Annotated in this window: 25 protein-coding genes and 1 pseudogene; 5 read left to right on the forward strand and 21 right to left on the reverse strand. The window is 67.4% G+C overall.

Annotated elements, in window-relative coordinates:
- The first annotated feature begins 157 nt into the window (after positions 1-157).
- Complete coding sequence (locus tag AU198_RS22725; protein WP_231744759.1) at positions 158-3445, forward strand: LuxR C-terminal-related transcriptional regulator; 3288 nt, start codon at positions 158-160, stop codon at positions 3443-3445.
- A 61-nt stretch (positions 3446-3506) separates the two neighbouring features.
- On the opposite strand, the gene AU198_RS22730 is transcribed toward AU198_RS22725, so the two are convergent.
- The 6 genes from AU198_RS22730 to ruvC form a co-directional block, all read right to left on the reverse strand.
- Positions 3507-4244 carry a hypothetical protein gene (locus AU198_RS22730; RefSeq protein WP_064350837.1) on the reverse strand — a complete coding sequence of 246 codons (738 nt, stop codon included), beginning with the start codon at positions 4242-4244 and terminating at the stop codon, positions 3507-3509.
- Between the two features lie 269 nt (positions 4245-4513).
- Positions 4514-4900 (reverse strand): DUF1304 domain-containing protein, encoded by a 387-nt coding sequence (locus tag AU198_RS22735; protein WP_064350838.1) that lies wholly within the window; start codon positions 4898-4900, stop codon positions 4514-4516.
- Positions 4900-5538, reverse strand: coding sequence for a hypothetical protein (locus AU198_RS22740; RefSeq protein WP_064350839.1), 639 nt, complete (start codon positions 5536-5538; stop codon positions 4900-4902). The genes AU198_RS22735 and AU198_RS22740 overlap by 1 nt, the downstream gene beginning before the upstream one ends.
- An 11-nt stretch (positions 5539-5549) precedes the next feature.
- Positions 5550-6614: a Holliday junction branch migration DNA helicase RuvB gene (gene ruvB / locus AU198_RS22745; RefSeq protein ID WP_064350840.1), complete on the reverse strand. Its 1065-nt coding sequence runs from the start codon at positions 6612-6614 to the stop codon at positions 5550-5552.
- On the reverse strand, positions 6611-7198 hold the full coding sequence (ruvA, locus tag AU198_RS22750) for a Holliday junction branch migration protein RuvA (RefSeq protein ID WP_064350841.1): 588 nt from the start codon (positions 7196-7198) through the stop codon (positions 6611-6613). The genes ruvB and ruvA overlap by 4 nt, the downstream gene beginning before the upstream one ends.
- Complete coding sequence (gene ruvC / locus AU198_RS22755; protein ID WP_064350981.1) at positions 7195-7761, reverse strand: crossover junction endodeoxyribonuclease RuvC; 567 nt, start codon at positions 7759-7761, stop codon at positions 7195-7197. The genes ruvA and ruvC overlap by 4 nt, the downstream gene beginning before the upstream one ends.
- A gap of 344 nt (positions 7762-8105) precedes the next feature.
- Here ruvC and AU198_RS22760 point away from each other — a divergent pair, with 344 nt between their 5' ends.
- Entirely contained in the window at positions 8106-9335 is a 1230-nt protein-coding gene (locus AU198_RS22760; RefSeq protein WP_064350842.1) for a mechanosensitive ion channel family protein, read from the forward strand.
- A gap of 6 nt (positions 9336-9341) precedes the next feature.
- On the opposite strand, the gene AU198_RS22765 is transcribed toward AU198_RS22760, so the two are convergent.
- Complete coding sequence (locus tag AU198_RS22765) at positions 9342-9674, reverse strand: hypothetical protein (protein ID WP_064350843.1); 333 nt, start codon at positions 9672-9674, stop codon at positions 9342-9344.
- A gap of 44 nt (positions 9675-9718) precedes the next feature.
- On the opposite strand from AU198_RS22765, the gene AU198_RS22770 reads away from it, so the two are divergent.
- Complete coding sequence (locus AU198_RS22770) at positions 9719-10120, forward strand: YybH family protein (protein ID WP_064350844.1); 402 nt, start codon at positions 9719-9721, stop codon at positions 10118-10120.
- A 3-nt stretch (positions 10121-10123) separates the two neighbouring features.
- Here AU198_RS22770 and AU198_RS22775 read toward each other — a convergent pair whose 3' ends face one another.
- Positions 10124-10882, reverse strand: coding sequence for a YebC/PmpR family DNA-binding transcriptional regulator (locus AU198_RS22775; protein WP_064350845.1), 759 nt, complete (start codon positions 10880-10882; stop codon positions 10124-10126).
- A gap of 84 nt (positions 10883-10966) precedes the next feature.
- Positions 10967-11401 (reverse strand): hypothetical protein, encoded by a 435-nt coding sequence (locus AU198_RS22780; RefSeq protein WP_064350846.1) that lies wholly within the window; start codon positions 11399-11401, stop codon positions 10967-10969.
- A gap of 79 nt (positions 11402-11480) precedes the next feature.
- Between AU198_RS22780 and AU198_RS22785 the strand changes: the two genes are divergently transcribed.
- Positions 11481-12692 carry an acyl-CoA dehydrogenase family protein gene (locus tag AU198_RS22785; protein ID WP_064350847.1) on the forward strand — a complete coding sequence of 404 codons (1212 nt, stop codon included), beginning with the start codon at positions 11481-11483 and terminating at the stop codon, positions 12690-12692.
- Between the two features lie 69 nt (positions 12693-12761).
- Here AU198_RS22785 and pdxT read toward each other — a convergent pair whose 3' ends face one another.
- From pdxT to pdxS, 3 genes are read right to left on the reverse strand one after another with little or no spacing between them, the layout of a single operon-like run.
- A complete protein-coding gene (pdxT, locus tag AU198_RS22790; RefSeq protein WP_064350848.1) occupies positions 12762-13346 on the reverse strand; it encodes a pyridoxal 5'-phosphate synthase glutaminase subunit PdxT in 585 nt (194 codons plus the stop codon).
- Positions 13343-14179: an acyl-CoA thioesterase II gene (gene tesB / locus AU198_RS22795; RefSeq protein ID WP_064350849.1), complete on the reverse strand. Its 837-nt coding sequence runs from the start codon at positions 14177-14179 to the stop codon at positions 13343-13345. Before tesB ends, pdxT begins: the two co-directional genes overlap by 4 nt.
- 8 nt (positions 14180-14187) lie before the next feature.
- Entirely contained in the window at positions 14188-15108 is a 921-nt protein-coding gene (gene pdxS / locus AU198_RS22800; RefSeq protein WP_064350850.1) for a pyridoxal 5'-phosphate synthase lyase subunit PdxS, read from the reverse strand.
- Between the two features lie 334 nt (positions 15109-15442).
- On the opposite strand from pdxS, the gene AU198_RS22805 reads away from it, so the two are divergent.
- A complete protein-coding gene (locus AU198_RS22805) occupies positions 15443-16162 on the forward strand; it encodes a C39 family peptidase (protein WP_064350851.1) in 720 nt (239 codons plus the stop codon).
- A 7-nt stretch (positions 16163-16169) separates the two neighbouring features.
- Here AU198_RS22805 and AU198_RS22810 read toward each other — a convergent pair.
- The 9 genes and pseudogenes from AU198_RS22810 to AU198_RS22850 all read right to left on the reverse strand — a co-directional run bounded on the left by AU198_RS22810 (position 16170) and on the right by AU198_RS22850 (position 24609).
- Positions 16170-17197: pseudogene (locus AU198_RS22810) on the reverse strand (NUDIX hydrolase).
- Entirely contained in the window at positions 17194-18363 is a 1170-nt protein-coding gene (locus AU198_RS22815; RefSeq protein ID WP_064350852.1) for a glycosyltransferase family 4 protein, read from the reverse strand. The pseudogene AU198_RS22810 and the gene AU198_RS22815 overlap by 4 nt, the downstream one beginning before the upstream one ends.
- Positions 18360-19298: a phosphatidylinositol mannoside acyltransferase gene (locus tag AU198_RS22820; protein WP_064350853.1), complete on the reverse strand. Its 939-nt coding sequence runs from the start codon at positions 19296-19298 to the stop codon at positions 18360-18362. Before AU198_RS22820 ends, AU198_RS22815 begins: the two co-directional genes overlap by 4 nt.
- Positions 19295-19972 (reverse strand): phosphatidylinositol phosphate synthase, encoded by a 678-nt coding sequence (gene pgsA / locus AU198_RS22825; protein ID WP_064350854.1) that lies wholly within the window; start codon positions 19970-19972, stop codon positions 19295-19297. The genes AU198_RS22820 and pgsA overlap by 4 nt, the downstream gene beginning before the upstream one ends.
- Complete coding sequence (locus AU198_RS22830; RefSeq protein ID WP_064350855.1) at positions 19969-20559, reverse strand: ATP adenylyltransferase; 591 nt, start codon at positions 20557-20559, stop codon at positions 19969-19971. The genes pgsA and AU198_RS22830 overlap by 4 nt, the downstream gene beginning before the upstream one ends.
- Complete coding sequence (gene thrS, locus AU198_RS22835) at positions 20556-22610, reverse strand: threonine--tRNA ligase (RefSeq protein ID WP_064350856.1); 2055 nt, start codon at positions 22608-22610, stop codon at positions 20556-20558. Before thrS ends, AU198_RS22830 begins: the two co-directional genes overlap by 4 nt.
- A 77-nt stretch (positions 22611-22687) precedes the next feature.
- Positions 22688-23107 carry a TIGR02611 family protein gene (locus tag AU198_RS26320; protein ID WP_064350857.1) on the reverse strand — a complete coding sequence of 140 codons (420 nt, stop codon included), beginning with the start codon at positions 23105-23107 and terminating at the stop codon, positions 22688-22690.
- Positions 23104-23721 carry a PaaI family thioesterase gene (locus AU198_RS26325; RefSeq protein WP_064350858.1) on the reverse strand — a complete coding sequence of 206 codons (618 nt, stop codon included), beginning with the start codon at positions 23719-23721 and terminating at the stop codon, positions 23104-23106. Before AU198_RS26325 ends, AU198_RS26320 begins: the two co-directional genes overlap by 4 nt.
- A 21-nt stretch (positions 23722-23742) precedes the next feature.
- A complete protein-coding gene (locus AU198_RS22850; RefSeq protein WP_064350859.1) occupies positions 23743-24609 on the reverse strand; it encodes an aldo/keto reductase in 867 nt (288 codons plus the stop codon).
- Positions 24610-24635 lie beyond the last annotated feature (26 nt).

Genomic DNA, 24635 nt, shown 5'->3' on the forward strand with positions numbered 1-24635 from the left:
AGTCATGTAGCTCACAACGTCTGCGTGAATCTCGTCGCATGAGCGGCAGGTAGAGATGCGCGTCACCCGCGGTGCAGACGCCGCATGTGTCGCGGACGAACCAATATGCGCCATAAGGCGGATGTTTCACCGGTATCGACCTCCCCATGCTGGCACCATGAGCACAGCCGAATTGAGCGAGGTTGAGATGGCCGAGCTGCTTCCGACCGGAACGGTCACGCTGCTGCTCGGCGATGTCGAGGGTTCAACGCAACTGTGGGAAACCCAGTCTGCGGCGATGACCGACGCCATCGCACGTCTGAACGCGACCGTCGATGCGCTCATCCCCCACTACGCCGGGGTTCGACCTGTTGAACAGGGTGAGGGTGACAGCTTTGTGGCGGCCTTCGCATGTGCCGGCGACGCGCTGGCGTGTGCGCTCACGCTCCAGCGGACGGACCTCGGGCCGATCCGGGTACGCATCGGGCTGCATACCGGCGAAGTTCAGTTGCGCGACGAAGGCAACTATGCCGGGCGCACGATCAACAAGGCTGCCCGGTTACGCGATCTGGCCCACGGTGGGCAGACGGTGTTGTCCAGCGTCACCGAGGAATTGGTCGAAGACCGACTGCCCGAAGGAGCTTGGCTGACCGATCTCGGTGAGCATGCCTTGCGCGATTTCGCCAAGCAGGTACGCATCGCTCAGCTATGCCACGGCGATCTACGCAACGACTTCCCTCCACTGCGGACGATGTCCAACGTTGCGACACAACATCTTCCCGCACAGTTGACCACGTTTGTCGGCCGCGAAGCCCAGATGGACGAGATCGCCGAGCTCCTGGACGACAACCGCCTGGTGACGTTGACCGGTGCTGGTGGCGCCGGCAAGACCAGGCTCGCCATCGAAGTCGCGGCGCGGTTGGCCGCGCGCTACCCGGATGGGGCGTGGTACGCAGACCTCGCGCCGGTGACGCATGCGGAAGTGGTTCCGGTCTCCGTCGCTCGAGCATTCGGACTGCCGGACCAACCGGGCCGCTCGATCAGCGACACCTTGCAGGGATACCTCCGCAACCGTCATCTGTTGCTGGTGTTGGATAACTGTGAACACCTCCTACAGGCCTGCGCTGAACTTGTCGGCGACATTTTGGCCGCATGTGCGACCGTGACGGTTCTGGCGACCAGCCGTGAGCCGCTACTGGTCCCCAGCGAGGTGAACTGGAGCGTCCCCTCGTTGGCGATCGCCGACGAGGCCATCGAACTGTTCGCCGACCGGGCGCGCCGGGCGCGACCGACCTTCACGCTCGGTGACGAAGGCGATGAGACAGTCGCGACCGTCGCCGAAATCTGCCGTCGTCTCGACGGAATGCCGTTGGCCATCGAACTCGCTGCGGCGCGGGTCCGGGCGTTGTCGCTCACTGAGATCGCCGACAGTCTGCACGACCGGTTCCGGATCCTGACCGGTGGCGCCCGCACCGCGGTGCGGCGACAGCAGACGCTTCGCGCCTCGGTCGACTGGTCTCACGCGCTGTTGACCGACCCTGAACGTGTGCTGTTCCGCCGGTTGGCCGTTTTCATGGGCGGATTTGATCTCTCCGCGGCCCAAGCTGTCGCAGCGTCCACCGAAGTGGAGCGCTTTCAAGTCCTCGACCAACTGAGTCTGCTCGTCGACAAGTCTCTCGTCGTCGCGGAGTCCGATTGCGGCCCAACGCGTTACCGGCTGCTGGAAACGGTGCGTCAGTACGCCCTCGAGAAGCTCGGCGAGTCCGGCGAGGCCGACGATGTGCGTGATCGACACTGCGCGCATTACACCGCGATGGCAAGACGCTTGGACACACCCGCCCGTGACGACTACGAACGACTCGTCGAGCAAGTCGGTCTCGAGATCGACAACATGCGTTCGGCGTTCACGTGGAGTTACGAAAGCGATGACCCCGCAGGGTGTCTGGAGTTGGCCTCCTCGCTTCAGCCACTATGGCTGACGCGAGGTCGCCTTGTCGAGGGGCAGGCATGGCTCGACTCCGCGCTCACAGCCCACGGCCAGAGCCGCCGCGCGTGCCATCCCGCGGTGCGCGCCCGTGCGCTGGCCGACAAGGCCGTCTTGAGTTCATGGCTCGATATCAGCACCAGCCTCGATCATGCTCTGGAGGCGCTTCAGATCGCCCGCGAGGTCGACGACCCGGCGTTGACCACCCGAGCACTGACCGCATGCGCCTGCATCACCGCCCATGACCCCGCACGCTCACAGCCATACTTCGCGGAGGCGACCAAGCTGGCTCGCGCACTGGGCGATTCGTGGCGGCTGAGCCAGATTCTCAGCCGTCAGGCTTATGGCGCCTTCATGGCGGGCGATGTGCATGCGATCGAACCCGTCGGACTGGAGGGACGCGAGGTCGCCGAGACCATCGGGGACCGCTTCAATGCCCGTCAGTGCCGATGGGTCTTGGTGAATGCCCAGGCCATCGGGGGTGATCTGGTGGGCGCGCTCGAGCAGAACGCAGAGTTCATCGCCGAGGCCACCGCCGCGAATGACCCGGTAAACAGTGTGATCGGCCTGATGAACGGAACCACCCTGCGGGCCTGGCACGGCGACTTCGCTGGCGCATTCGCGGCCGGTAGGCGGGCACTGCACGTCAGCGAGGAGATGGCCGGTGTGTTCGACCAGGGCATCCACGTCACCATTGGCTTGGCTCATCTGGCGGCCGGCGACACTGTTGCGGCGTGGGAAGCCGCGCAGAAATCGCTGACTTTGCCGATGAATCCGCCGGCCGAGATGACCAACAGAGCGCTGCTCGGCCAGATCGGGCTCGCTTGCGGCGAGTTTGCCACCGCCCTGCGTTGGCTCGACGAGGCTGTCAGCACCGTGCAGGGTTGGTGGTTGTCAGCGGCATCGACCACGCGCGCTCAGCTACACCTTGCGACAGGCAATCTCGACCAAGCTGAGTCGGACGCTTACGAGGCGCTCCACACTGCTGCGAAGGCCGGGGCCCGCATCACGGTTCCCGACACCCTCGACTGCGTCGCTGAGCTCTCCTGCAGAGGGGATCGTCACCGCGACGCGGTGCGGTTGCTGGCCGCCGCGGACGCAGCACGTCGAGCGATGCGCGTGACCCGCTTCCCAGCGTTCGATTCGCCGCACCGCTCGCTGGCCAGCAAGCTGCAGAATGCGTTGGGCGACTCCGATTTCCACACCGCGTGGACAGAGGGACAGGCGATGACGGTCGATGAGGCGGTCGCGTATGCGCTCCGCGGACGCGGCGACCGTAAGCGGCCGTCCTGCGGCTGGGCCGCCCTCACTCCCACCGAACTTCAGGTTGCCGGCCTGGTGCGGGAAGGACTGTCCAACAAGGACATCGCCTCACGCCTGTTCGTTTCGCCTCGCACCGTCCAGTCGCACTTGCGCCACATCTACGACAAGCTCGACGTCAGGTCGAGGGTGCAGCTCGCTCAGGAGGCGGGCCGCCACTGAGAAGCGATCAGACGCAAAGCGCCCCACAAGGTTGTGGGGCGCTTTGTGGTCGCACTGATGCTTACCGGTGTGCGAGCCGGCCGCCGCGATGGCCGCGAGAGCGGAACCTGTCAAGCAAGCCGCGGCGACGCGGTTTTGCGGCCTCGGCCGTGGGCCCGATGACCTCGGTTCGCTGCTCCGCCATCGCCGGCTGCCCTGCGGTGTGGGGAGTGTGGCCGGCGACCGGAGCGGGTTCGGCCGCAGCGACCGGAGCGGCGGTGGCCGGCGCGGGTTCGTCGGCGACTGTGTGCGCGGCCACCGGGCGATCTGCCCACTCGACGTCGCGCACGCTTCGCACCGAGATGCGTCCAAGCGCCGCCGCGCCCAGGAACACGATCAGCGCTCCCAGGCCGTAGAAGAACGTCAGCTCCAGTGCGATGCGCTTGCCCTCGGTGGCGGCGACGGGCACACCCGCGTCACCCATCCCCAACGGGCCCGCCATCGCGCGGCCGATGATGAACCAGACGCCGCCTGCCACGGCGAGCCACCCGCCGAGCGATGCGGTCGCACGGTTTCGTGACATCAGCAGGAGCAGGCCGCCCAGCACGGTCACCACGCCCGGTAGTACCTCCAGCCAACCCCGGCCGGTCGTCCACGTCCACGCCTGGTCGGGGCTGTACGCGAAGTTGAACAGGGGCCCGATGAACGGAGCCAGTGCGCCCCACGCGCCCAACAAGATCAACAGGAATCCACTCGTGGCGCCGCGGCTGCGCGGCATTCGCATACGCCCACCTCGGGGGCGTACTTGCGTATCGGTCATGATGCCTCCTTGGTCGTGAAGCGTGGTTACCCGCGCTGACGCATCCGTAACCGGCGTCAGCGGGAAAGGCACTGCCGGCACTCATAGCAAGCTCCCAGCCAGGCTGGGAATAGTTTTATCGGCTATCGATGTTCTTGGTGGACGCACGGCGCCCCCGCAGGATGCGAAGAGCGGCCCTGGCAAGAACACTCCGCGCGTGACGCGCGAGGTCATCGTCAAGTACGCCACCGACCTGGAACTGTTGGGCTGCTGTGAGGCGACGCACGCGGCTACAGCGTGACCGCCACCGCCAATAGCACTATCGCGATCAGCGGGAAGATGCCCTGGGTGACAGCGGCCTTCGCCTTGTCCGGTGAGGACAGCAGAAGCACCAACGCCGCGGCCAGCATCGAGCCGACGCCGGCGAAGATCAACGCGATGCCGACCCAGTTGTAGCCGATGGCGCCGATCACGATTCCAGCAAGAGTGATGACCGCGAGAAACAGGTTGTAGAAACCCTGGTTGAAGGCCAACTCCTTGGTGGCCAGCGCTTCTTCCTCGGTCAGACCGAAGGTCGCTCTGGTGCGCGCCGACGTCCACGTCAGCGACTCCATCACCCAGATGTAGATGTGCAGCAGGGCCGCAAGACCCGCGAAGAACAGCCCGACGAAACCCATTACGCCACCACGCTTTCCACTCGCACCACCGGCGGTATGGCCAACATCACCAGGCCGGTCAACGCGATCCAGGCCACCACGCAGTACGCACCGGGCAGCCCGATCCAGGTGTGCAGCAGCGCGGGCACGCCGAGCGCGGCCAGCGCTGCCGACCACTTCGGCAGCACACCGGTACGCCACACGATGTACGCGGCGGCGAATATCATTGCCGCCGAACCGATGTGGCTGTAGTGGTACAGCCAGACCGCCAGGCCGAGGAACGGTTGGGAATACGACGTCACGGTCAAGTCGTCGAACCGCACGATCGCTGCGGGCACGGCGACCTCGGCGGCAAGACCGGCCGCGGTCAGTGCGAGAAACACCGTTCCACCGATCGCCGCGGTGTACACCGCACCGGTGGGCCCGGCCGCCGACCGCAGCATCGACACGAGCACGCCGAGGAAGAGCAGGCCGAACAGGAGATGCAGCAGTGGAAGCGTGCCGTTGAGTGTGAGAAACGTTGCTGCGCTGTCGAAATACGCGTTTATCCCGGCGGCGTCCTTCGGCGTCTCCGGCGAGCCGACCAGATACGCCGGTACGGCCGCCCCGGCGCACGCCACGCCGAACAACCCGCCCAGCCGGATCGTGCCGCTGCCCATCGCCGCCCTCCTCAGTCGAAAAGACCCACTTGCCCGAGACCCGTGACTCCGCTCGGCGGGGGCAGTCCCAGATGCGTCCAAGCCTGCGCGGTGGCCACGCGTCCCCGCGGCGTGCGCGCGATCATCCCGGCGCGCACCAGGAACGGCTCACACACCTCTTCGACGGTCGTCGCCTCCTCGCCGACCGCGACCGCCAGCGTGGAGACGCCGACCGGTCCCCCGCCGAAACTGCGTGTCAGCGCGGACAACACGGCGCGGTCGAGGCGGTCGAGCCCGAGCTCGTCGACGTCGTAGACCTCCAGCGCCGCCTTGGCGATATCGCGGGTGATCACCCCGTCGGCGCGCACCTCGGCGTAGTCGCGGACCCGGCGCAGCAGCCGGTTGGCGATGCGCGGCGTGCCCCGCGACCGGCGCGCGATCTCCGCGCCCGCGTCGGCGCCCAACTCGATACCGAGGATCCCCGCCGAACGCGCCAGAACCCGCTCCAGTTCGGCGGGCTCGTAGAAGTCCATGTGGGCGGTGAAACCGAACCGGTCACGCAGGGGCCCCGTCAGCGCGCCCGAACGGGTGGTCGCCCCCACGAGCGTGAACGGTGCGACATCGAGCGGAATCGACGTCGCACCGGGACCCTTCCCGACCACGACGTCGACGCGGAAGTCCTCCATCGCCAGGTACAACATCTCCTCGGCGGGCCGGGCGATGCGGTGAATCTCGTCGATGAACAACACGTCGTGCTCGACGAGGTTGGACAGCATGGCGGCGAGATCGCCGGCGCGCTCGAGCGCCGGCCCGGAGGTGACCCGCAGCGAGGAGCCGAGTTCGGCCGCGATGATCATCGCCAACGACGTCTTACCCAACCCGGGCGGACCCGACAGCAGGATGTGATCCGGTGTGCCGCCGCGGTTCTTGGCGCCCTCGATGACCAACTGCAGCTGCTCGCGGACGCGCGGTTGCCCGATGAACTCCTGGAGCGAGCGCGGGCGCAGGCTCGCGTCGATGTCGCCCTCGCCGACCGTCAGTGCCGGGGAGACCTCGCGCTCGTCGGCGTCGGCGTCGTCGTCGGTGAATCGGCTCATTTGTTACCCAGCATCGACAGCGCCGCCCGCAACGCGGTCGACTGATTGGCTTCGGGGTCGTTGGCCAGCACCTTGTCGGTGGCCTCCTCCGCCTGTTTGGCCGCGAACCCGAGCCCGACCAGCGCCTCCACCACCGGGCCGCGCACCACATTGCCCGTTGCCGTCGCCGCGCCCGACGGGGAGACGGCGCCCACCTTGTCGCGCAGGCTCAACGCCATCAACTCGGCGGTCTTCTTGCCCACCTTGGGAATCCGGGTCAGCGCGGTGATGTCGGCGTCACCGATGGCCTGGCGCAAGGTCGGCCCGTCGTACATCGCCAGCGCGCCGAGCGCGATGCTGGGACCGATTCCGGACACCCCGAGCAGGGTCAGGAACAGGTCGCGCGCGTCGCCGTCGGCGAAGCCGTAGAGCGTCTGGGAGTCCTCGCGCACGATCATCGCGGTGATCAGCCGGGCCTCGGTGCCGCGGCGCAGGGTGGCCAGCGTCGACGGGGTGGCCATCACCTTGTAGCCGACTCCGCCGGCCTCGATCACGACGTGGTCGAGTGCGATGTCGAGAACCTCACCGCGAACGGATGCGATCATCGTGCCGCCTTCGCTTTGGCCTTGAGCGTGGCCTTGTACTTGCGTTGTTGTTCGGCGGCCAGCGCCTCGGCCGCCGACATCCGGGCGATCATCGGGGCCCGCCAACAGTGGCAGATCGCGAGGGCCAACGCGTCGGCGGCGTCGGCCGGAGTCGGTTTGGCCTGCAGTGCAAGGATTCTGGTGACCATCGCGGTCACCTGGGCCTTGTCGGCGTTGCCGTTGCCGGTGACCGCCGCCTTGACCTCGCTGGGCGTGTGGAAGTGCACGTCGATGTCGCGGCGGGCGGCGGCGAGCGCGATCACGCCGCCGGCCTGGGCGGTGCCCATCACGGTCGAGACATTCTGCTGGGAGAAAACCCGCTCGATCGCGATCACGTCGGGTTTGTGGGTGTCCATCCAGTACTCCACGGCCTCGCTGATCGCCAGCAGCCGCCGGTGCAGCGGATCGCCCGACGGGGTGCGGACAACGTCCACGTCGAGCGCGGTGACCTGTCGGCCTGTACCGCCCTCGATGACGGACAGCCCGCAGCGCGTCAACCCGGGGTCGACTCCCATCACCCGCACGTCCGGCCCTTCTGTGAACACTTGTTCGAGAGCTTAGCCGCCCGGATGCGCGGTGCTCGGCAGGGACACGCCCGCTCACATCACGAACTGGCCGCCGCGACCGCCCACAGTGATCTCCAGCGCGATCTCGCTCATGCGGCCGTTCGACCTGTTCCACCCGGCCACCACCGCCTGCTGATCTGCCACTCGGTGCCGCGTGTGTCGCGTACCACTGCCACCCGCCAATTGTGCTTGTGAGAAGGCCGAATCCGCGTGCGGCGCCCCGAAGCAGATGTTTCTTTGCGCGGCAACACGGTTACGCGTCAGAGGACCTGATCCCGATTCGTGGAGTTGACCTCATTCCCATGCCCGACGAGACCGAACTGCAGACCGCAAGCAACCTCGCCGTCACCCTCGCGTGGGCGGCTGGAGCGATCGCCGCCGTGTACGTGTTCGGGGTGGTGCTGACGTGGCTGATGGCACGCGTCAGCCGCCGCAGTGCGCTGATCAAGGACATCGAGGTGCTCACCCGCAAGCCCGTCCGCATGCTGCTGATGGTGATCGCGGCGACGGTCGCGGTGCGACGGACGTCGGACGCCGCGGATTCGTGGCGCGGGTGGGTGGACCACTGGCTGCTGATTCTGATGATCGTCTCGATCACCTGGCTGGCCACCGGCTTTGTCCGCGTCGCCGAGAGGCGCATGATCGCTCGTTACGGCGGGGGTGGTGAGGAGATCTCGGACGCCGACCGGCTGTGGCGCCGGGTTCGGACGCAGGTGACGGTGCTGCGCAGGCTCGCGATCGCGATCGTCGTCATCCTCGGCGGTGCGGCGATCCTGATGACGTTCCCGTCGTTCTCCGACATCGGCACCACGGTCTTCGCCTCCGCCGGTGTGTTGTCGGTGGTCGCCGGCCTGGCCGCGCAGACGTCGCTGGGCGCGGTCTTCGCCGGGATGCAGATCGCGTTCTCCGGGGCGATTCGCGTGGGTGACATCGTCCAGCTCGAGAACGGGCAGTGGTGGGGCCGGATCGAGGAGATCACGCTGACCTATGTCGTCGTGCGCATCTGGGATGAGCGCCGGCTCGTGTTGCCGTCCACCTACTTCACCACCGAGCCGTTCGAGAACTGGACCCGCAGCGCCACCGAGATCATGGGCACCGTCGAGTTCGACGTCGATTTCAACGTCCCGTTCAACGACATGCGCGCCGAGCTGGACCGGCTGCTGGCCGAAAGCGACCTCTGGGACGGCCGGCGCGGCGTCCTGCAGGTGACCGACGCGGTCGGCGGTGTGGTCCGCGTGCGAGTGGTGGTCAGTGCGCACAACGCCGGTGCACTGTACGACCTGCAGTGCGCAGTCCGCGAAGGACTTGTCGACTGGGTGCAGCGCACCGGCGGCGTCGTGCCGATCCACCGCATTCAGCCCGCCGAAGCGGCTCCCGAACCTCAGACGGGTGGCGAGGTCGCCGGCGAGACCAAGCGCGTGGCGGCGGGGATGTTCTCCGGCAGCCCCGAGGCCGAGGAGCGCGCCAAGGCGTTCGATCACACCATCGACTGCGACGACGACGAGCTCGTGCGGTCCAACGGCAGGGGCTGACGCGCCTCAGGACGCCGCGGGCTGCTCGACCGGATCGAGCGGGTATGTGCCCGCCTGCACGGACGCCGCGATCTCGTGAATACGCTCGCCGGACCGGCGCCAGCCGCGCACGCGTTCGCTGCCGACCCGCAAGCCGTCACGTTCGATGACGATCTTCCACGAGAGGCCGAGCCACTTCAGTGCCAGCCAGATTGGCCACATCACCATGAACGGCAGCATGAGCAGGAAGAAGAACGTGTCCAAGGTGTCGAATCCGGTCTGCCACGGCAGGGTGCGCCACCACCAGCGCCGCACCGTCACTGTTTCGCCGTCCGGGTCGGTCACCGTCACCCTGGCCATGCAGCGGCCTCCGCTCGTTGAAGTGTCATCCCGATAATGAGCCAATGACGTTCAGCGGGCCGGCCGAAGACAGACAACTCATTCGAGAGCGCCTCGAAATCTACAGTGACGCAGTCACCCGCAAGGACCGTGACACGTATCTGGCCTGCTGGACAGAGGACGGGCGCAGGACCGGTTCGGGCGGGGAGTGCCATGGCAAGAGCGAACTGCGCGACCATTGGGACGGCATCTTCGGAGCCATCGAGCAGATGGCGTTCCTCACCCAGATGGCGTCGCTCGCGGTGCGTGGTGACCGGGCCGAGGCACGGTCGTACTGCCTGGAATTCATGAAGCTGCGCGACCAACCGGTCCGCCAGTTGGTCGGCGAGTATGTCGACGAACTGGTGCGCGTCGACGGGACCTGGCTATTCGCCCACCGCCACTACCGCGTGGCCCTGACGGTCTAGCCTTCAGTCCTCGGCGTCGAGTTCGGCGGCGACCTCGTCGGGAATGTCGATGTTGGTGTAGACGTCCTGGACGTCGTCGAGGTCTTCGAGCGCGTCGACCAACTTCATGATCTTGCGCGCGCCGTCGACGTCCAGCGGCACCGTCACCGAGGGTACGAATCCGGCCTCGGCCGACTCGTAGTCGATACCCGCATCCTGAAGCGCCGTGCGCACCGCAACGAGATCTGTTGGCTCGCAGATGATCTCGAAAGAATCACCGAGATCGTTGACATCCTCGGCGCCGGCGTCGAGCACCGCCATCAACACGTCGTCCTCGGTGAGGTCGTTCTTGTCGAGGGCGATGACACCCTTGCGCGAAAAGAGGTAGGACACCGAACCGGGGTCGGCCATGCTGCCGCCGTTGCGCGTCATCGCCACGCGCACCTCGCCCGCGGCCCGGTTGCGGTTGTCGGTGAGGCATTCGATCAGCACCGCGACGCCGTTGGGGCCGTAGCCCTCGTAGGTGATGTTCTGGTACTCGGCGCCGCCGGCTTCCTCACCGCTGCCGCGCTTGCGGGCGCGTTCGATGTTGTCGTTGGGCACCGACGACTTCTTGGCCTTCTGGATCGCGTCGTACAGCGTGGGGTTGCCCGCCGGGTCGCCGCCGCCCACACGCGCTGCGACCTCGACGTTCTTGATCAATTTGGCGAACATCTTGCCCCGGCGGGCGTCGATGACGGCTTTCTTGTGCTTGGTGGTGGCCCACTTGGAATGGCCGCTCATGCAGGTAGTACCTCTCCGTGCGCTTTCGTGCGCCAAGTTTCGTGCGCTGAGTCCGCCCGACGAGTCTACGTGGACGTTTGTGCCCTACCGAACCGCGTCTGGCGACGTCAGCGCGATGACGCGGTAGCCGACGGCGGCCGGCCAGCCGATGTGGCCGTGCACGTGCAGCTGCAGCCATGTCGGCGCGCCGGACGGGTCGTCGGTGAACGTCACGGCCGCGTCGACGATCGCGCCGGTCTCACCGGAGGCCTGCAGAACCACCGATACGGACAGCGTCGCGTCGGCCAGCGAGACCCGGTTGTACGGGAGGCTGTCGGGGAGGAAGAACGACGCCGAGAAGTTCGGCGTGCGGATGCCTTTGGGCGCGTTCGGTGCTCTGCGCAACGCCAGACCGGACACTTGCGGTTTGCCGTCGAACCAGGCGGTGCCGCTGTACTCGGTGCGCCGCGCGTCGGCGCCATTGGTCAGCGTGACCAGAGTGTCGATGCGCGGTTGCGGCTCGACTTCGACCATCGTCATCGCGGCGTTCCCGTCCTGCGGCGCTGTTAGGTCCGACACATTACTTCGCCGCTATCTTACTCCGCAGTAAGATAGCGTCATGTCCTTCTCGCTTGAACTCTCGCCGGATCTCGTCCACGTCCGGGACTGGGTGCACGAATTCGCCGCCGACGTCGTCCGCCCCGCCGCCGCGGAGTGGGACGAACGCGAGGAGACTCCGTGGCCGATCATCCAGGAGGCCGCGAAGGTCGGCTTGTACTCGATGGAGTTCTTCGCCGAGCAGGCCGGCGAGCCGTCCGGTCTGGGCATGCTCGTCGCGTTCGAGGAGATGTTCTGGGGCGACGCGGGTATCGCGCTGTCGATCCTGGGCACCGGCCTGGCGGCGGCGTCGCTGGCCGCCAACGGCACCCCCGAGCAGATGGGCGAATGGCTGCCGCAGATGTTCGGCAGCGTCAACGAACCGAAGGTCGCGTCGTTCTGCTCGTCGGAACCCGGTGCCGGTTCCGACGTCGGCGCCATCCTCACCCGCGCCCGCTACGACGAGGCCAAAGACGAGTGGGTGCTCAACGGCACCAAGACCTGGGCGACCAACGGCGGCATCGCCGAGGTGCACATCGTCGTCGCATCGGTGTACCCCGAACTCGGCACCCGCGGGCAGGCCACGTTCATCATCCCGCCGAACACCCCCGGCTTCCGGCAGGGTCAGAAGTTCCTCAAGCACGGCATCCGCGCCTCGCACACCGCCGAGGTGGTGCTCGAGGACGTGCGCATCCCCGGCAACCTGATCGTCGGCGGCAGGGACAAGTTCGAGGAGCGCATCGCCCGGGTGCGCGAGGGCAAGAGGTCCAAGAGTCAGGCGGCGTTGGCGACGTTCGAGCGCACGCGGCCCACGGTCGGCGCGATGGCGGTCGGCGTGGCGCGCGCGGCCTATGAGTACGCACTCGACTACGCCCGTCAGCGCGAGCAGTTCGGCCGCAAGATCGGCGAATTCCAGGCCATCGCGTTCAAGTTGGCCGATATGAAGGCCCGCATCGACGCCGCCCGGATGCTGGTCTGGCGGGCCGGTTGGATGGCGCGCAACGGCAAGGCGTTCGAGAACGCCGAGGGTTCGATGGCCAAGCTGGTGGCCAGTGAGACCGCGGTCTACGTCACCGATGAGGCGATCCAGATCCTCGGCGGCAACGGCTACACCCGCGAGTACCCGGTCGAGCGGATGCACCGCGACGCCAAGATCTTCACGATTTTCGAGGGCACCAGCGAAATCCAGCGCCTGGTGATCGGCCGCGCGGTCACCGGCCTCGAGATCCGCTGACCCTTCCCGGCGATTTGTGAGTGAAAACGTTCGGTCAGCGATCGAAATCACTCACAAGTCGCGCGGTGACTAGAGCATCGAGACGAACAGTTTGTGGATGCGGCGGTCGCCGGTCATCTCCGGGTGGAAGGCCGTCGCGAGTCGCTTGCCCTGTCGCACCGCGACGATGTGACCGGCGGCCTCGGCGAGCACCTCGACCTCCGGCCCGACGCGTTCGACCCACGGCGCGCGGATGAAAACCGCGTGCACCGGCCCGTCGACACCGCGGAAGGCGATGTCGTCTTCGAACGAGTCGACCTGGCGACCAAAAGCATTGCGCCGCACCGTCATATCGATGCCCTTCAGCGGCGCGGCCTCGCGGCCCGTCGACCCGGCATCCAGGATCTCCGAGGCCAGCAGGATCATCCCGGCACACGAACCGTAGGCCGGCATACCGTCGGCCAGCCGCGACCGGAGGGGTTCGAGCAGATCGAGTTCGCGCAGCAGGTGACTCATCGCGGTGGACTCCCCGCCCGGGATCACCAGCGCGTCGACGGCCTCCAGTTCGCGGACCCGCCGCACGGTCGAGGCTTCCGCCCCGGCCTCGCGCAGCGCCGCCAGGTGTTCGCGGGTGTCGCCTTGTAGCGCAAGGACCCCGACGTGCGCAGTGCTCACGGGGTGTAGTCGCGTTTGAAGCGGGTCAGCCCCTCCTGCATGACCGCCGCCACCATCTCGCCGTACCGGTTGAAGATCTTGCCCTGACACAACGACCGGCCACCGGAGGCCGACGGCGAGGACTGGTCGTAGAGCAGCCACTCGTCGGCGCGGAACGAACGCATGAACCACATCGCGTGATCGAGCGAGGCCACCTGCAGATGTTTGCGCTCCCCGGCGTGGTGGACCTGCGCCGACCCGAGCAGCGTCAGATCGCTCATATACGCCAGCGCGCAGATGTGCAGCACATAGTCGTCGGGCAGCGGATCGCGATGACGAAACCACACCTGCTGCTGAGAAGCCTTGCCGGGCAACCGGGTCAGCTTCCCCTGCGGCACGATGCGGACATCCCACTCGGCGAACTGGTTGAAGCCCGCGTCGTCGAACGCCTTGATCTCGGTCAGTCCCGGGCAGTCATCGGGCGGTGGCGCCACCGGCATCGCGTCCTGGTGCTCGATTCCGCTCTGGTCGGTCTGGAAGGAGGCCGACATCGAGAAGATGGTCTCGCCGTGCTGGATCGCATTGACCCGACGAGTGATGAACGAGCCGCCGTCACGCAACCGCTCGACGATGTAGACCGTCGGCGCCTTGGCATCCCCGGGACGAAGGAAGTAGCCGTGCAGCGAATGCACCTGAAATTGCGGGTCGACCGTGCGCACCGCCGACACCAGCGACTGACCCGCCACGTGTCCGCCGAAAGTGCGCTGCAGGAAACCGGATTCGGGGCTGAACACGCTTCCCCGGTAGATGTTGACCTCGAGCTGTTCGAGATCGAGGATCTGTTCGATCGCCATACGGTCGGTTACCAGCCGCGTTCGGCGAGCCGGTGCGGCGCTGCGACGCCCTCCACGTTGATGCCGACCATCGGCTCACCCAGCCCGCGCGACACCTTCGCCAGCACGTCGGGGTCGTCGTAGAACGTGGTGGCCTTGACGATCGCCGCTGCGCGCGCTGCGGGGTCGCCGGACTTGAAGATGCCCGAGCCGACGAACACGCCCTCGGCGCCGAGTTGCATCATCATCGCCGCGTCCGCGGGAGTCGCGATGCCGCCGGCGGTGAACAACGTCACCGGCAGTTTGCCGGCCCGAGCCACCTCGACGACGAGGTCGTAGGGGGCCTGCAGTTCCTTGGCCGCAACGTACAACTCGTCCTCCGACAGCGAGGTCAGCCGACGGATCTCGCCGCCGATCTGACGCATGTGGGTGGTCGCGTTGGACACGTCGCCGGTGCCGGCCTCACCCTTCGAGCGGATCATCGCCGCGCCCTCGGTGATGCGGCGCAGCGCCTCGCCGAGGTTGGTCGCACCGCACACGAACGGCACGGTGAACCTCCACTTGTCGACGTGGTGGGTGTAGTCGGCCGGGGTCAGCACCTCGGACTCGTCGATGTAGTCGACGCCGAGGCTCTGCAGAATCTGCGCCTCCACGAAGTGGCCGATGCGGACCTTGGCCATCACCGGGATGGTGACCGCCGAGATGATCCCTTCGATGAGGTCGGGATCGCTCATGCGCGCGACGCCACCCTGCGAGCGGATGTCGGCGGGCACCCGTTCGAGCGCCATGACCGCCACCGCACCGGCGCCTTCGGCGATCTTGGCCTGCTCGGGCGTGACGACGTCCATGATGACGCCGCCCTTGAGCATCTCGGCCATGCCGCGCTTCACCCGGGCTGTTCCGGTCTGACCCGAGCCGTTGTGACGCGAGCCGTTCGCTGCGCTTTCCACTGCTATCTCCTCCGAATTGCTACTGATCCAGTGTAGTGACGTCGGCAAATCAATTGAATCCGCAGCCTGCGGGCTGTGATCTGCGAACGATTGCCGGTACGGCTTAGCCACCGGGGATCAGTCCAGACGCCATTGTCTCATCACACCCGCGGTTGCCGACAATCCAGCAGCGCTGCGGCACGACGCGCTCGTCGCCGCGGCGTGCCGAGTGCGCACGTCACCGCTCGACGGTCCGCTTGCAACATCTCCGATGCGCCGACGCCGGCGATTCCCGGGCGATAAGCTGCGCGCGCACCACCGGCGCCGAGCCCACGCGGACGACAGGAGCTTGCAGATGACGAGAAGTGCCAGCCGTATCGCGTCCGCATCGGCCGCGGCCGTCCTGGCGTTGGGAGTCTGGAGCGCCGGCCCCATCGGCCCGGGCGTCGCATTCGCCTCAGTGGGATCCCACGGCGTCGCACAGACTCCGATGCTGCCCACGGAGATGCACGGTGATCCCGACGAAGCGAGCAACTACTGGAGCCAACAGAACTTCCAGGATTGCGGCCTGATGGCGGTCGCCACGGTCGTGGGTCTGACGACCGGGAAGGCGCCCACCGAGCAGGAGATCGTCGCGGTGGCGTCGAACCTCAAGAGTCCCGGCAGCGACCGGCCGATCTACACACCGCCCAATCCCAACGATCCGAACTCGGACAACGGAACCGACTCCGACGACCAGGTACTTCTTCTGAAGCACTACGGCGTCAACGCCACCGCCACCGACGATGACCTTGCCGCCCAGACCGGGTTGGCCACCGGCATCCCCGCGCTCATCACCTACCTCGACAGCGGACGTCGGCTGATCGCGGGCGTCAACTCCGAGACGATCTGGGCGGAGGACGGCAGCCACACCGACGACGACCACTCCGTCGTCGTCAGCGGTGTTGATCCGGAGGCGGGAATCGTCTACCTCTCCGACAGCGGCAGCGAGGACGGCGACGGCGAGCAGGTTCCCATCGACGTCTTCGAGAAGGCGTGGGCGCCCGGTGCGCACGATCTGATCGTGGCCGGCTGACCGTCCCTCAGCGGATCTGCACCGTCGGCACGGTGGGGCGGGTCGGCGCGTCGGCCAGCACGGCGGCCTGGCCGAGCAGTTCGGCGAGTTGCAGCGGGTAGACGGTTTCACCGCTGGCCACCAGCTCATGGATCGTCGCCTCGTCGCACCAGCGGTAGCCGTGAATCGTGCGCCGTTCGAGCGCCGTGTGACCGCCCATCGAAGGTTCGAACCGCGTCGTGCGGTGCACGAAAAACAGCTCTTGGCTGCGGATGACCAAACCGTCGAACTCGAACACCGCCTGCCGCCGCCACAGCGGGCCGACGAGATCGGCGGCGTCCACCTGCAGGCCCGTCTCCTCCTCGACCTCCCGCGCCGCGGCCGCCGTGAGCTCCTCCCCCGCCTCCACGGCGCCACCGACGGTGAACCACCATCGAGGCGCATCCGTCAGCGCCGGATCCGAACCGCGAAACAGCAGCACAGCGCCGGCCTCGTCGAGCAGAACCACCCTCGCCGACGTGCGCCAACTCACCTGCGACCGCCCTCCGGTACCGTCTCGGGCCGCTCGACGATCTCGAAATACGTTGGCAGCGCCGCGGTTCCGCCGAGCCGCAGCATGCGCACCGCTGGGCGTTCGCGCAGCGCGAGGGTGTCGCGCACCGCGTCATTGTGGAAGCGACGGGCGAGTACCACCCGCGCTTCGGCGTCGGCCAGTTCGGCGACCAGAGCCTGCGGCAGCGACGCTGGATCCACCTGGGCCAGCGCCGCGGACAGGTCGTTCTCGGCGCCCTCGCGGGCAGACCTGGGTGCCCGTTCGGCGGCGTCGGCCAACGCGGCCAGCCGCGTGGCTTCCGGCGCGTCGCCGTAGGCATCGACGGCGACCGCACGGGCGACGACGGCGCGGCGGGCCAATGCTCCGTCGAGCGCCTGCCAGGACAGGTCATATCGCACATGCAGCCGGTCGAGTCGGTTGGCCGTCTGCAGCGCCCACGCGCCGACCGCCAGGATGACCACCACCAGCACCGCCAGCGTGATCACCACGACCCAGGTGATCACCGGACGCCTCCGGTCGCCTTCCTGGTCCTGGCGGCACTGTCACCACCGGAAACCGTCACCGTGGCGCCCGACCCGGAGACGGTCTCGTACACCCGCATGATCTGTCGGGCTACCACCGACCAGTCGTAGTGCCGGACGGCCCGGGCCGCCGCGGCGACGTAGTGCTCGCGCACCGCGTCGTCGGCGAGCACCTCGATCAACCCGTCGGCCAGCGCCGTCGCGTCGTCGACCGGAACGAGGCGGCCGGCCTTCCCGTCGTCGAGCACCTGGCGGAACGCGTCGAGGTCGCTGGCGACCACCGCGGTGCCTGCCGCCATCGCCTCGACGAGCACGATGCCGAAGCTCTCGCCGCCCGTGTGGGGCGCGCAGTACACGTCGGCGCTGCGCATCGCCGACGCCTTGGCCGCATCGTCGACCTGACCGAGAAAGCGCAGATGCGACGCGAGATCACCGGCGTCGTCACGCAGTTCGTCTTCGTCACCGCGGCCGACGACAAGGATCTCGACATCGGGGAACCGTTCCACCAGCGTCGGCAGCGCACGCAGCAGCACCGCCATGCCCTTGCGGGGTTCGTCGAAACGGCCCAGGAACAACACCGACCTCCCCGGGCGCGGATAGCCGTCGAGCAGCGGCGCGGACGCGAACGCGGCCACGTCCACCCCGTTGGGGATCACGACGGCGTCGCTGCCCAGCGCCTCCATCTGCCAGCGGCGGGCCAGGTCCGACACCGCGATACGCCCGACGATCTTCTCGTGCATCGGTCGCAGGATGGGCTCGAACACGGTGAGCGTCAACGATTTTGTGGTCGACGTGTGGAACGTCGCGATGATCGGTCCCTCGGCGATGTTGAGTGCCAGCATCGACAGGCTGGGGGCGTTGGGCTCGTGCAGGTGCAGCACGTCGAAGTCGCCGTCGGCCAGCCAGCGCTTCACCAGGCGGTGTGTGGCGGGTCCGAACCGCAGACGCGCGACCGATCCGTTGTAGGGAATCGGCACGGCCTTGCCGCCGGAGACGACGTAGTCGGGCAGCTGCGCGCCGGGCGAGGAGGGGGCGAGGACGCTGACGTGGTGGCCCAGGCCGTGCATCACCTCCGCCAGCTGCAGCACGTGTGACTGCACGCCGCCGGGCACGTCGAACGAATAGGGGCAGACCATTCCGATCCTCACGGGCGGGCCTCCAGCCTCGCCCGTCGCTCCGCGGACAGGTCGGCCAGCCACTGCGGTTGCATCATGTGCCAGTCGGCCGGATGGGCGGCGATGTTGCGGGCGAACCGGTCGGCCAACGCCTGGGTGATGACGGTGACGTCACCGGACGACGTGTCGATCTCGGGATACACCCGCATGCCCCACCCATCGCCCTCGAACCAGCAGTGCACCGGGAACAGCGCCGCCCCGGTTTCGATCGCGAGTTTGGCCGAGCCCGCGGGCATGCGCGTGGGTTCGCCGAAGAAATCGACCTCGACCCCGCTGCGGCTGAGGTCACGCTCGGCCATCAGGCAAACCGGGCGGTTGTCGCGCAACCGCTCGGCGAGGACCTCGAACGGCGGCCGCTCACCGCCGGTCAGTGGGACGACCTCGAAACCCAGACCCTCCCGGTACGCGACGAAGCGGTTGTACAGCGACTCGGGCTTGAGCCGTTCGGCAACCGTGGTGAACGTGCCGTAATTCTGGACCAGCCAGACGCCGGCCATGTCCCAGTTGCCGCTGTGCGGCAAGGACAACACCGCGCCACGCCCGGCCTCCAACGCCGCCCACAGCAGGTCGACGTCGTCCACGACCAGTTCCCGGCCGAGTGCCTCATGATCCATCGTCGGCAGCCGGAAAGCCTCCCGCCAGTATCGGGCGTAGGAGGCAAGCGAAGCACGAATCAAGCCGTCGGGCACCTGCTCGGGCGGGACGCCGAGGACACGCGCCAGGTTCTTGCGCAGCTGTTCGGGTCCGCCTCCGCGGGCCGCGAAGTGAGCACCGGCATCGAAAGTGTTGCGGGCGAAGAACTCCGGCATCGCACGCACCAGCCGCCAGCCGGCCGCATACCCCCAGTCCGACAACCGGCCACCCAACGGGTTGGCACTGGCCGTCGGCCCAGAGGGCGTGGTCGTCACGGCTCCCCCGCCTCCGGTTCGTCCCCGCCCGCCTCGGTGGCGTCGGGTTTGACGATCCGATCCATCGCCCCCGGTGACGTCCGTACGCTGTGCACACGCTGCCCCAGCGTCACCAGACTGGTCACCGCGAGCACCCACATCGCGATGTGCAGCAGCCACACCACACCGAACAAACCGGACAACCCCGCACCGACCAGCACGATGATCAACCGTTCCGGGCGCTCGATCAGACCACCCTCGGCCGACAGTCCGCTGGCTTCGGCCCTGGCCTTGATGTAGGAGATGACCTGCGAGGTCACCAGGCAGATCATCGTCGCGACCACCAGCGAGGTGCTCTGCAGCCCGAACGCCGCCCACCACAGCAGCCCGCAGAAGATCGCGCCGTCGCTGATGCGGTCGCACGTCGCGTCCAGCACCGACCCGAAGCGGGTACCGCCGCCGCGCTGGCGGGCCATCGCGCCGTCGAGCATGTCGGCGAGCACGAAGACCCACACGGCGACCGAGCCCCACCACAGATGACCGATCGGGTACAGCGTCAGCGCTCCCAGCACGGACCCCGCAGTGCCCAGGATCGTGATGCTGTCCGGGGTGAACCCCGCACGCAGCGCACCCTTGGCGATCGGCGTGCTGATCTTCTCGTACGCCGCCCGGGTCATCAGGTAGAAGTTGCTCACTGCTGTCTCGCCCATTCGGTGGCTAGCAGTTCACGGGTCTCACGCAGCAACTGCGGCACCGCTTTCGAGCCGCCGATGATCGTGATGAAGTTCGCGTCGCCGCTCCAGCGTGGCACCACGTGCATGTGCAGGTGGTCGGCCAGCGAGCCGCCCGCCGACTGGCCCAGATTGAGCCCGACGTTGAAGCCGTGCGGATGAGACACCGACTTGATCACGCGAATCAGCTTCTGCGTGAACGAGATCAGCTCGAAGCTCTCGTCTGCAGTGAGGTCTTCCAATTCGGACACCCGCCGATAGGGCACCACCATCGAATGCCCCGGATTGTACGGGTAGAGGTTGAGCACGATGTAGACGGACTCGCCGCGCGCGACGACCAGCCCCTCCTCGTCGGGCATCGTGGGGATGTCGGTGAACGGCTGGCGCGATTTGCCCGAGCCCGCCGACCCGCCCTTCATGGGCGCTTCGGCGATGTAGCTCATTCGGTGCGGGGTCCACAGCCGCTGTAGGTGGTCGGGGTCGCCGGCCCCGCGGTCGATCACCGTGTGCTCGTTGTCGATGCCGCTGTCGGCCCGTTCTTCGGCGCTCACTTGGCTGTGTCCACCTCGAGCAACTCGGCTGTGGGAGTGGCGTTGTGACGGCTGGCGATCCAGTCGGTGATCGCGGCGACGGCCTCATCCCGTGGGACGCCGTTGATCTGGGTGCGGTCGCCGAAGCGGAAGCTGACCGCGTCGGCCTCGACGTCGCGGTCCCCCGCCACCAACATGAACGGCACCTTCTGGTTGGTGTGGTTGACGATCTTCTTGGCCATCCGGTCGTCGCTGGCGTCCACCTCGGCGCGGACACCTTGCATCTTCAGTTGCGTCGCAAGGCCGTTCAGGTAGGGCACGTGGTCGTCGGCGACGGGGATGCCGACCACCTGCACCGGCGCCAGCCACGCAGGGAACGCTCCGGCGTAATGCTCGGTGAGGATGCCGAAGAACCGCTCAATCGACCCGAAGAGCGCGCGGTGGATCATCACGGGCCGCTGCCGCGATCCGTCCGCCGCGGTGTACTCCAGCTCGAAGCGCTCCGGGAAGTTGAAGTCCAGCTGGATGGTCGACATCTGCCAGCTGCGGCCCAGCGCGTCTTTGACCTGTACCGAGATCTTCGGACCGTAGAACGCCGCACCACCAGGATCGGGCACCAGGTCGAGCCCCGACGCGGCCCCGACTTCGGCCAGCACGTTGGTGGCCTCCTCCCACAGCTCGTCGGAGCCGACGAACTTCTCGGGGTCCTTGGTCGACAGCTCGAGATAGAAGTCGGTCAGGCCGTAGTCGGCGAGGAGATCGAGGATGAAACGCAGCAGCGAGGTCAGCTCGTCGCGCATCTGTTCGCGGGTGCAGTAGATGTGCGCGTCGTCCATCGTCAGCCCGCGCACCCGCGTCAACCCGTGCACGACACCGGAGAGCTCGTAGCGGTACACGGTGCCGAATTCGAAGAGCCGCAACGGAAGTTCCCGGTACGAACGTCCACGCGAGCCGAAGATCAGGCAGTGCATGGGGCAGTTCATCGGCTTGAGGTAGTAATCCTGGCCGGGTTTGCGCACCGTGCCGTCGGGGTTGAGTTCCGCGTCGAGGTGCATGGGCGGAAACATGCCGTCGGCGTACCAGTCGAGGTGCCCGGAGATCTTGAACAGCTCGGCCTTAGTGATGTGCGGGGTGTTGACGAACTGGTAGCCGGCCTCGGTGTGCTTACGCCTCGAGTAGTCCTCGAGCTCGCGCCGGATGATCCCACCTTTGGGGTGGAAAACGGCCAGGCCCGAACCGATTTCGTCGGGAAAGCTGAATAGGTCGAGCTCGGCGCCGAGCTTGCGGTGGTCGCGGCGCTGCGCCTCCTCGATGAACTCGAGATGCTTGTCGAGCGCTTCCTGCGATTCCCAGGCCGTGCCGTAGATACGTTGCAGGCTGGCGTTGTTCTGGTTACCGCGCCAATAGGCCGCCGAGCTGCGGGTGAGCTTGAACGCCGGGATGTATTTCGTCGTCGGAATGTGCGGACCGCGGCACAGATCGCCCCATTCCCGTTCGCGGGTACGGGGATTGAGGTTGTCGTAGGCGGTCAGCTCGTCGCCACCGACCTCCATCACGTCGGGGTCGCCGGACTTGTCGTCGACCAGCTCGAGCTTGTAGGGCTCGTTGGCGAGCTCTTCGCGCGCTTGGTCTTTCGACTCATAGACGCGCCGGGAGAACAGCTGGCCCTCCTTGACGATCTGACGCATGCGCTTCTCCAGCGCGGCGAGGTCTTCGGGCGTGAACGCGCGCTCCACGTCGAAGTCGTAGTAGAACCCGTCGGTGATCGGCGGCCCGATGCCGAGCTTGGCCTGCGGGAAGAGGTCCTGTACGGCTTGGGCCAGCACGTGCGCGGTGGAGTGCCGCAGAACGCTGCGGCCGTCGTCGGTGTCGGCGGCCACGGGCGTCACCTCGACATCGGTGTCGGGCACCCACGACAGGTCGCGTAGTCGGCCCTCGGCGTCGCGGACGACGACGATCGCGTCGGGTGCGCCCCGGCTCGGCAGGCCCGCCTCGCGTACCGCCTCCCCCGCAGTCGTCCCGGCAGCGACCCGGATCAGGGCTGCTGGGGTGCGGTTGGTGACGGCGCTCATCGGTGACTCTCCGGTTTCGTTGTCAACAGACTCGAGGACGCGACCATGCTATCCGTGCCCACCTGCGGTCGGCCTCGTCAGGACCCGATGCCGAGAGGGCTCTGAAGCAGCTTGTGCTCCAGGCCGACGAGGTCGCCGAAGAAGTGGACCGCGCCCAACAGCCACAGGGTCACGAACACCACCAGCGCGGTGAACAGCCCGCCGAGGATCTGCACCACGCTGTGTTGACGGTGAAACCACTCCATCGCCTTGTCGTAGCGCTCCTTGGCGTAGGCCAACAGCCGTTGCGCCCACGCGAACTCCGTGGCCAGGATGCCCAGGCCGACGAAGACGATCGCCCAGCCCGGGCCCGGGTACGGGATGGCCAGGATGCCCAGCCCCAGGACCACGGCACCGACGACCCCGACCCCGATGCGGTAGGCGAAGTTGATCGTGCGTCGTTGCCGGACCCGGTCGCGCCACCGGCCGAGGCGCCGTTTGACCGCGGCGGCGTTCACGGCTGGCCCGGTTTGAGTTTGACGAACAAGGCGTGTGCCTCGGCCAGCACGGCGTCGCCGTCGAGCAGACGCCCGGAGACGAAGATCTTGCGTCCCTCGATCCGGTCGATCCGCGCCTCGACCTGGAACGGTTTCTCGACGTGCGCGATCTGCCGGTAGTCGATGTGCAGAAAGGCCGTGCGCTGGGCCTTGCTGCCGCTGAGCTTGAACGCGGTGAAACCCAGCAGCGCGTCGAACAGCTGCGCGATGCTGCCGCCGTGCGCCGCGCCGTTGCGGCCGAGGTGGAAGCGGCGGAACTGGGCGGTGCCTTCGATGCGCTGGTCTTCTGTGATGTGTACGTCGAGCGGGATCGCCAGGAGGTTGCCGCGGCTGGGCAGGTCCATCCGCCGACCGGATGGTGAGGACCATTCGTCGGCGTAGTAGGGGGCGAGTAGTTGTGACACCTTCTCGATCTGGTCGGCGGCTTCGCTGATCACGTCGTCGGGCGCATCGGCGGCGCGGGCGTGGTCCTGCAGCGTGCGGACGGCTTCGATGAAGCGCCCGTAGTCGGGTCCGCCGCGGTCGGTGGCGACGGGCGGGTTGAAGCCACCACCGGGCGGCCGCTCAGAGCTCACCCGTCCACCGTATTGCCTCGCTCAGTCGCCGGTGGCTCCGGCTTTGCTCAGTGTCTCGAACTCGTCGTCGGTCAACTCGATCTCGGCGGCGGCCACGTTCTCCTCCAAGTGGGCCACCTTGGAGGTGCCGGGGATCGGCAGCATCACCGGCGAACGCTTGAGCAGCCACGCCAGCGCCAGCTGCGAGGCGGTGGCGTGATGGTCGGCGGCGAGGCGCTGCAGTGGCCCGTCGGGCGCGGCCAACGGGCCGGCGGCCAGCGGGAACCACGGGATGAACCCGATGTCTTGGGCTTCGCAGGCGTCGAGCACCGGTTCGGCGGACCGGACGCTGATGTTGTACATGTTCTGCACGGTGACGATCGGAGCCACTTTCTGCGCGGCCTCGAGTTGTTCGACGGTGACCTCAGACAGTCCGATGTGGCGGATCTTGCCCTCCTGCTGCAGCTCGAGCAGCTCGCCGACCTGGTCCTCAGCGGGGAACTTCGTGTCGATGCGGTGCAGCTGGAACAGGTCGATGGTGTCGACGCCGAGGCGGCGCAGGCTCATCTCGCACTCCTGACGCAGGTACTCCGGGTAGCCGAGCACCGGCCACACGTCGGGCCCGGTGCGCAGCAAGCCGGCCTTGGTCGCGACGACAACACCGTCGTAGGGGTGCAGCGCCTCGCGGATCAGCTCCTCGGAGACGTAGGGGCCATAGGAGTTGGCGGTGTCGATGAAGTGGACCCCGAGGTCGACGGCGCGACGAAGGACCCGCAGGCATTCGTCGCGGTCCTGGGGAGGACCCCAAACTCCCTTGCCGGTCAAGCGCATTGCGCCGAAGCCGAGCCGGTTGACCGTCAGGTCGCCGATGGTGAAGGTGCCGGATGCCTGTGCGACGGGGGTGGCCATGTCACCGACCGTACGCCGAGGATGGC

Source organism: Mycobacterium sp. GA-1199 (genome assembly GCF_001500045.1).
Taxonomy (GTDB): Bacteria; Actinomycetota; Actinomycetes; order Mycobacteriales; family Mycobacteriaceae; genus Mycobacterium.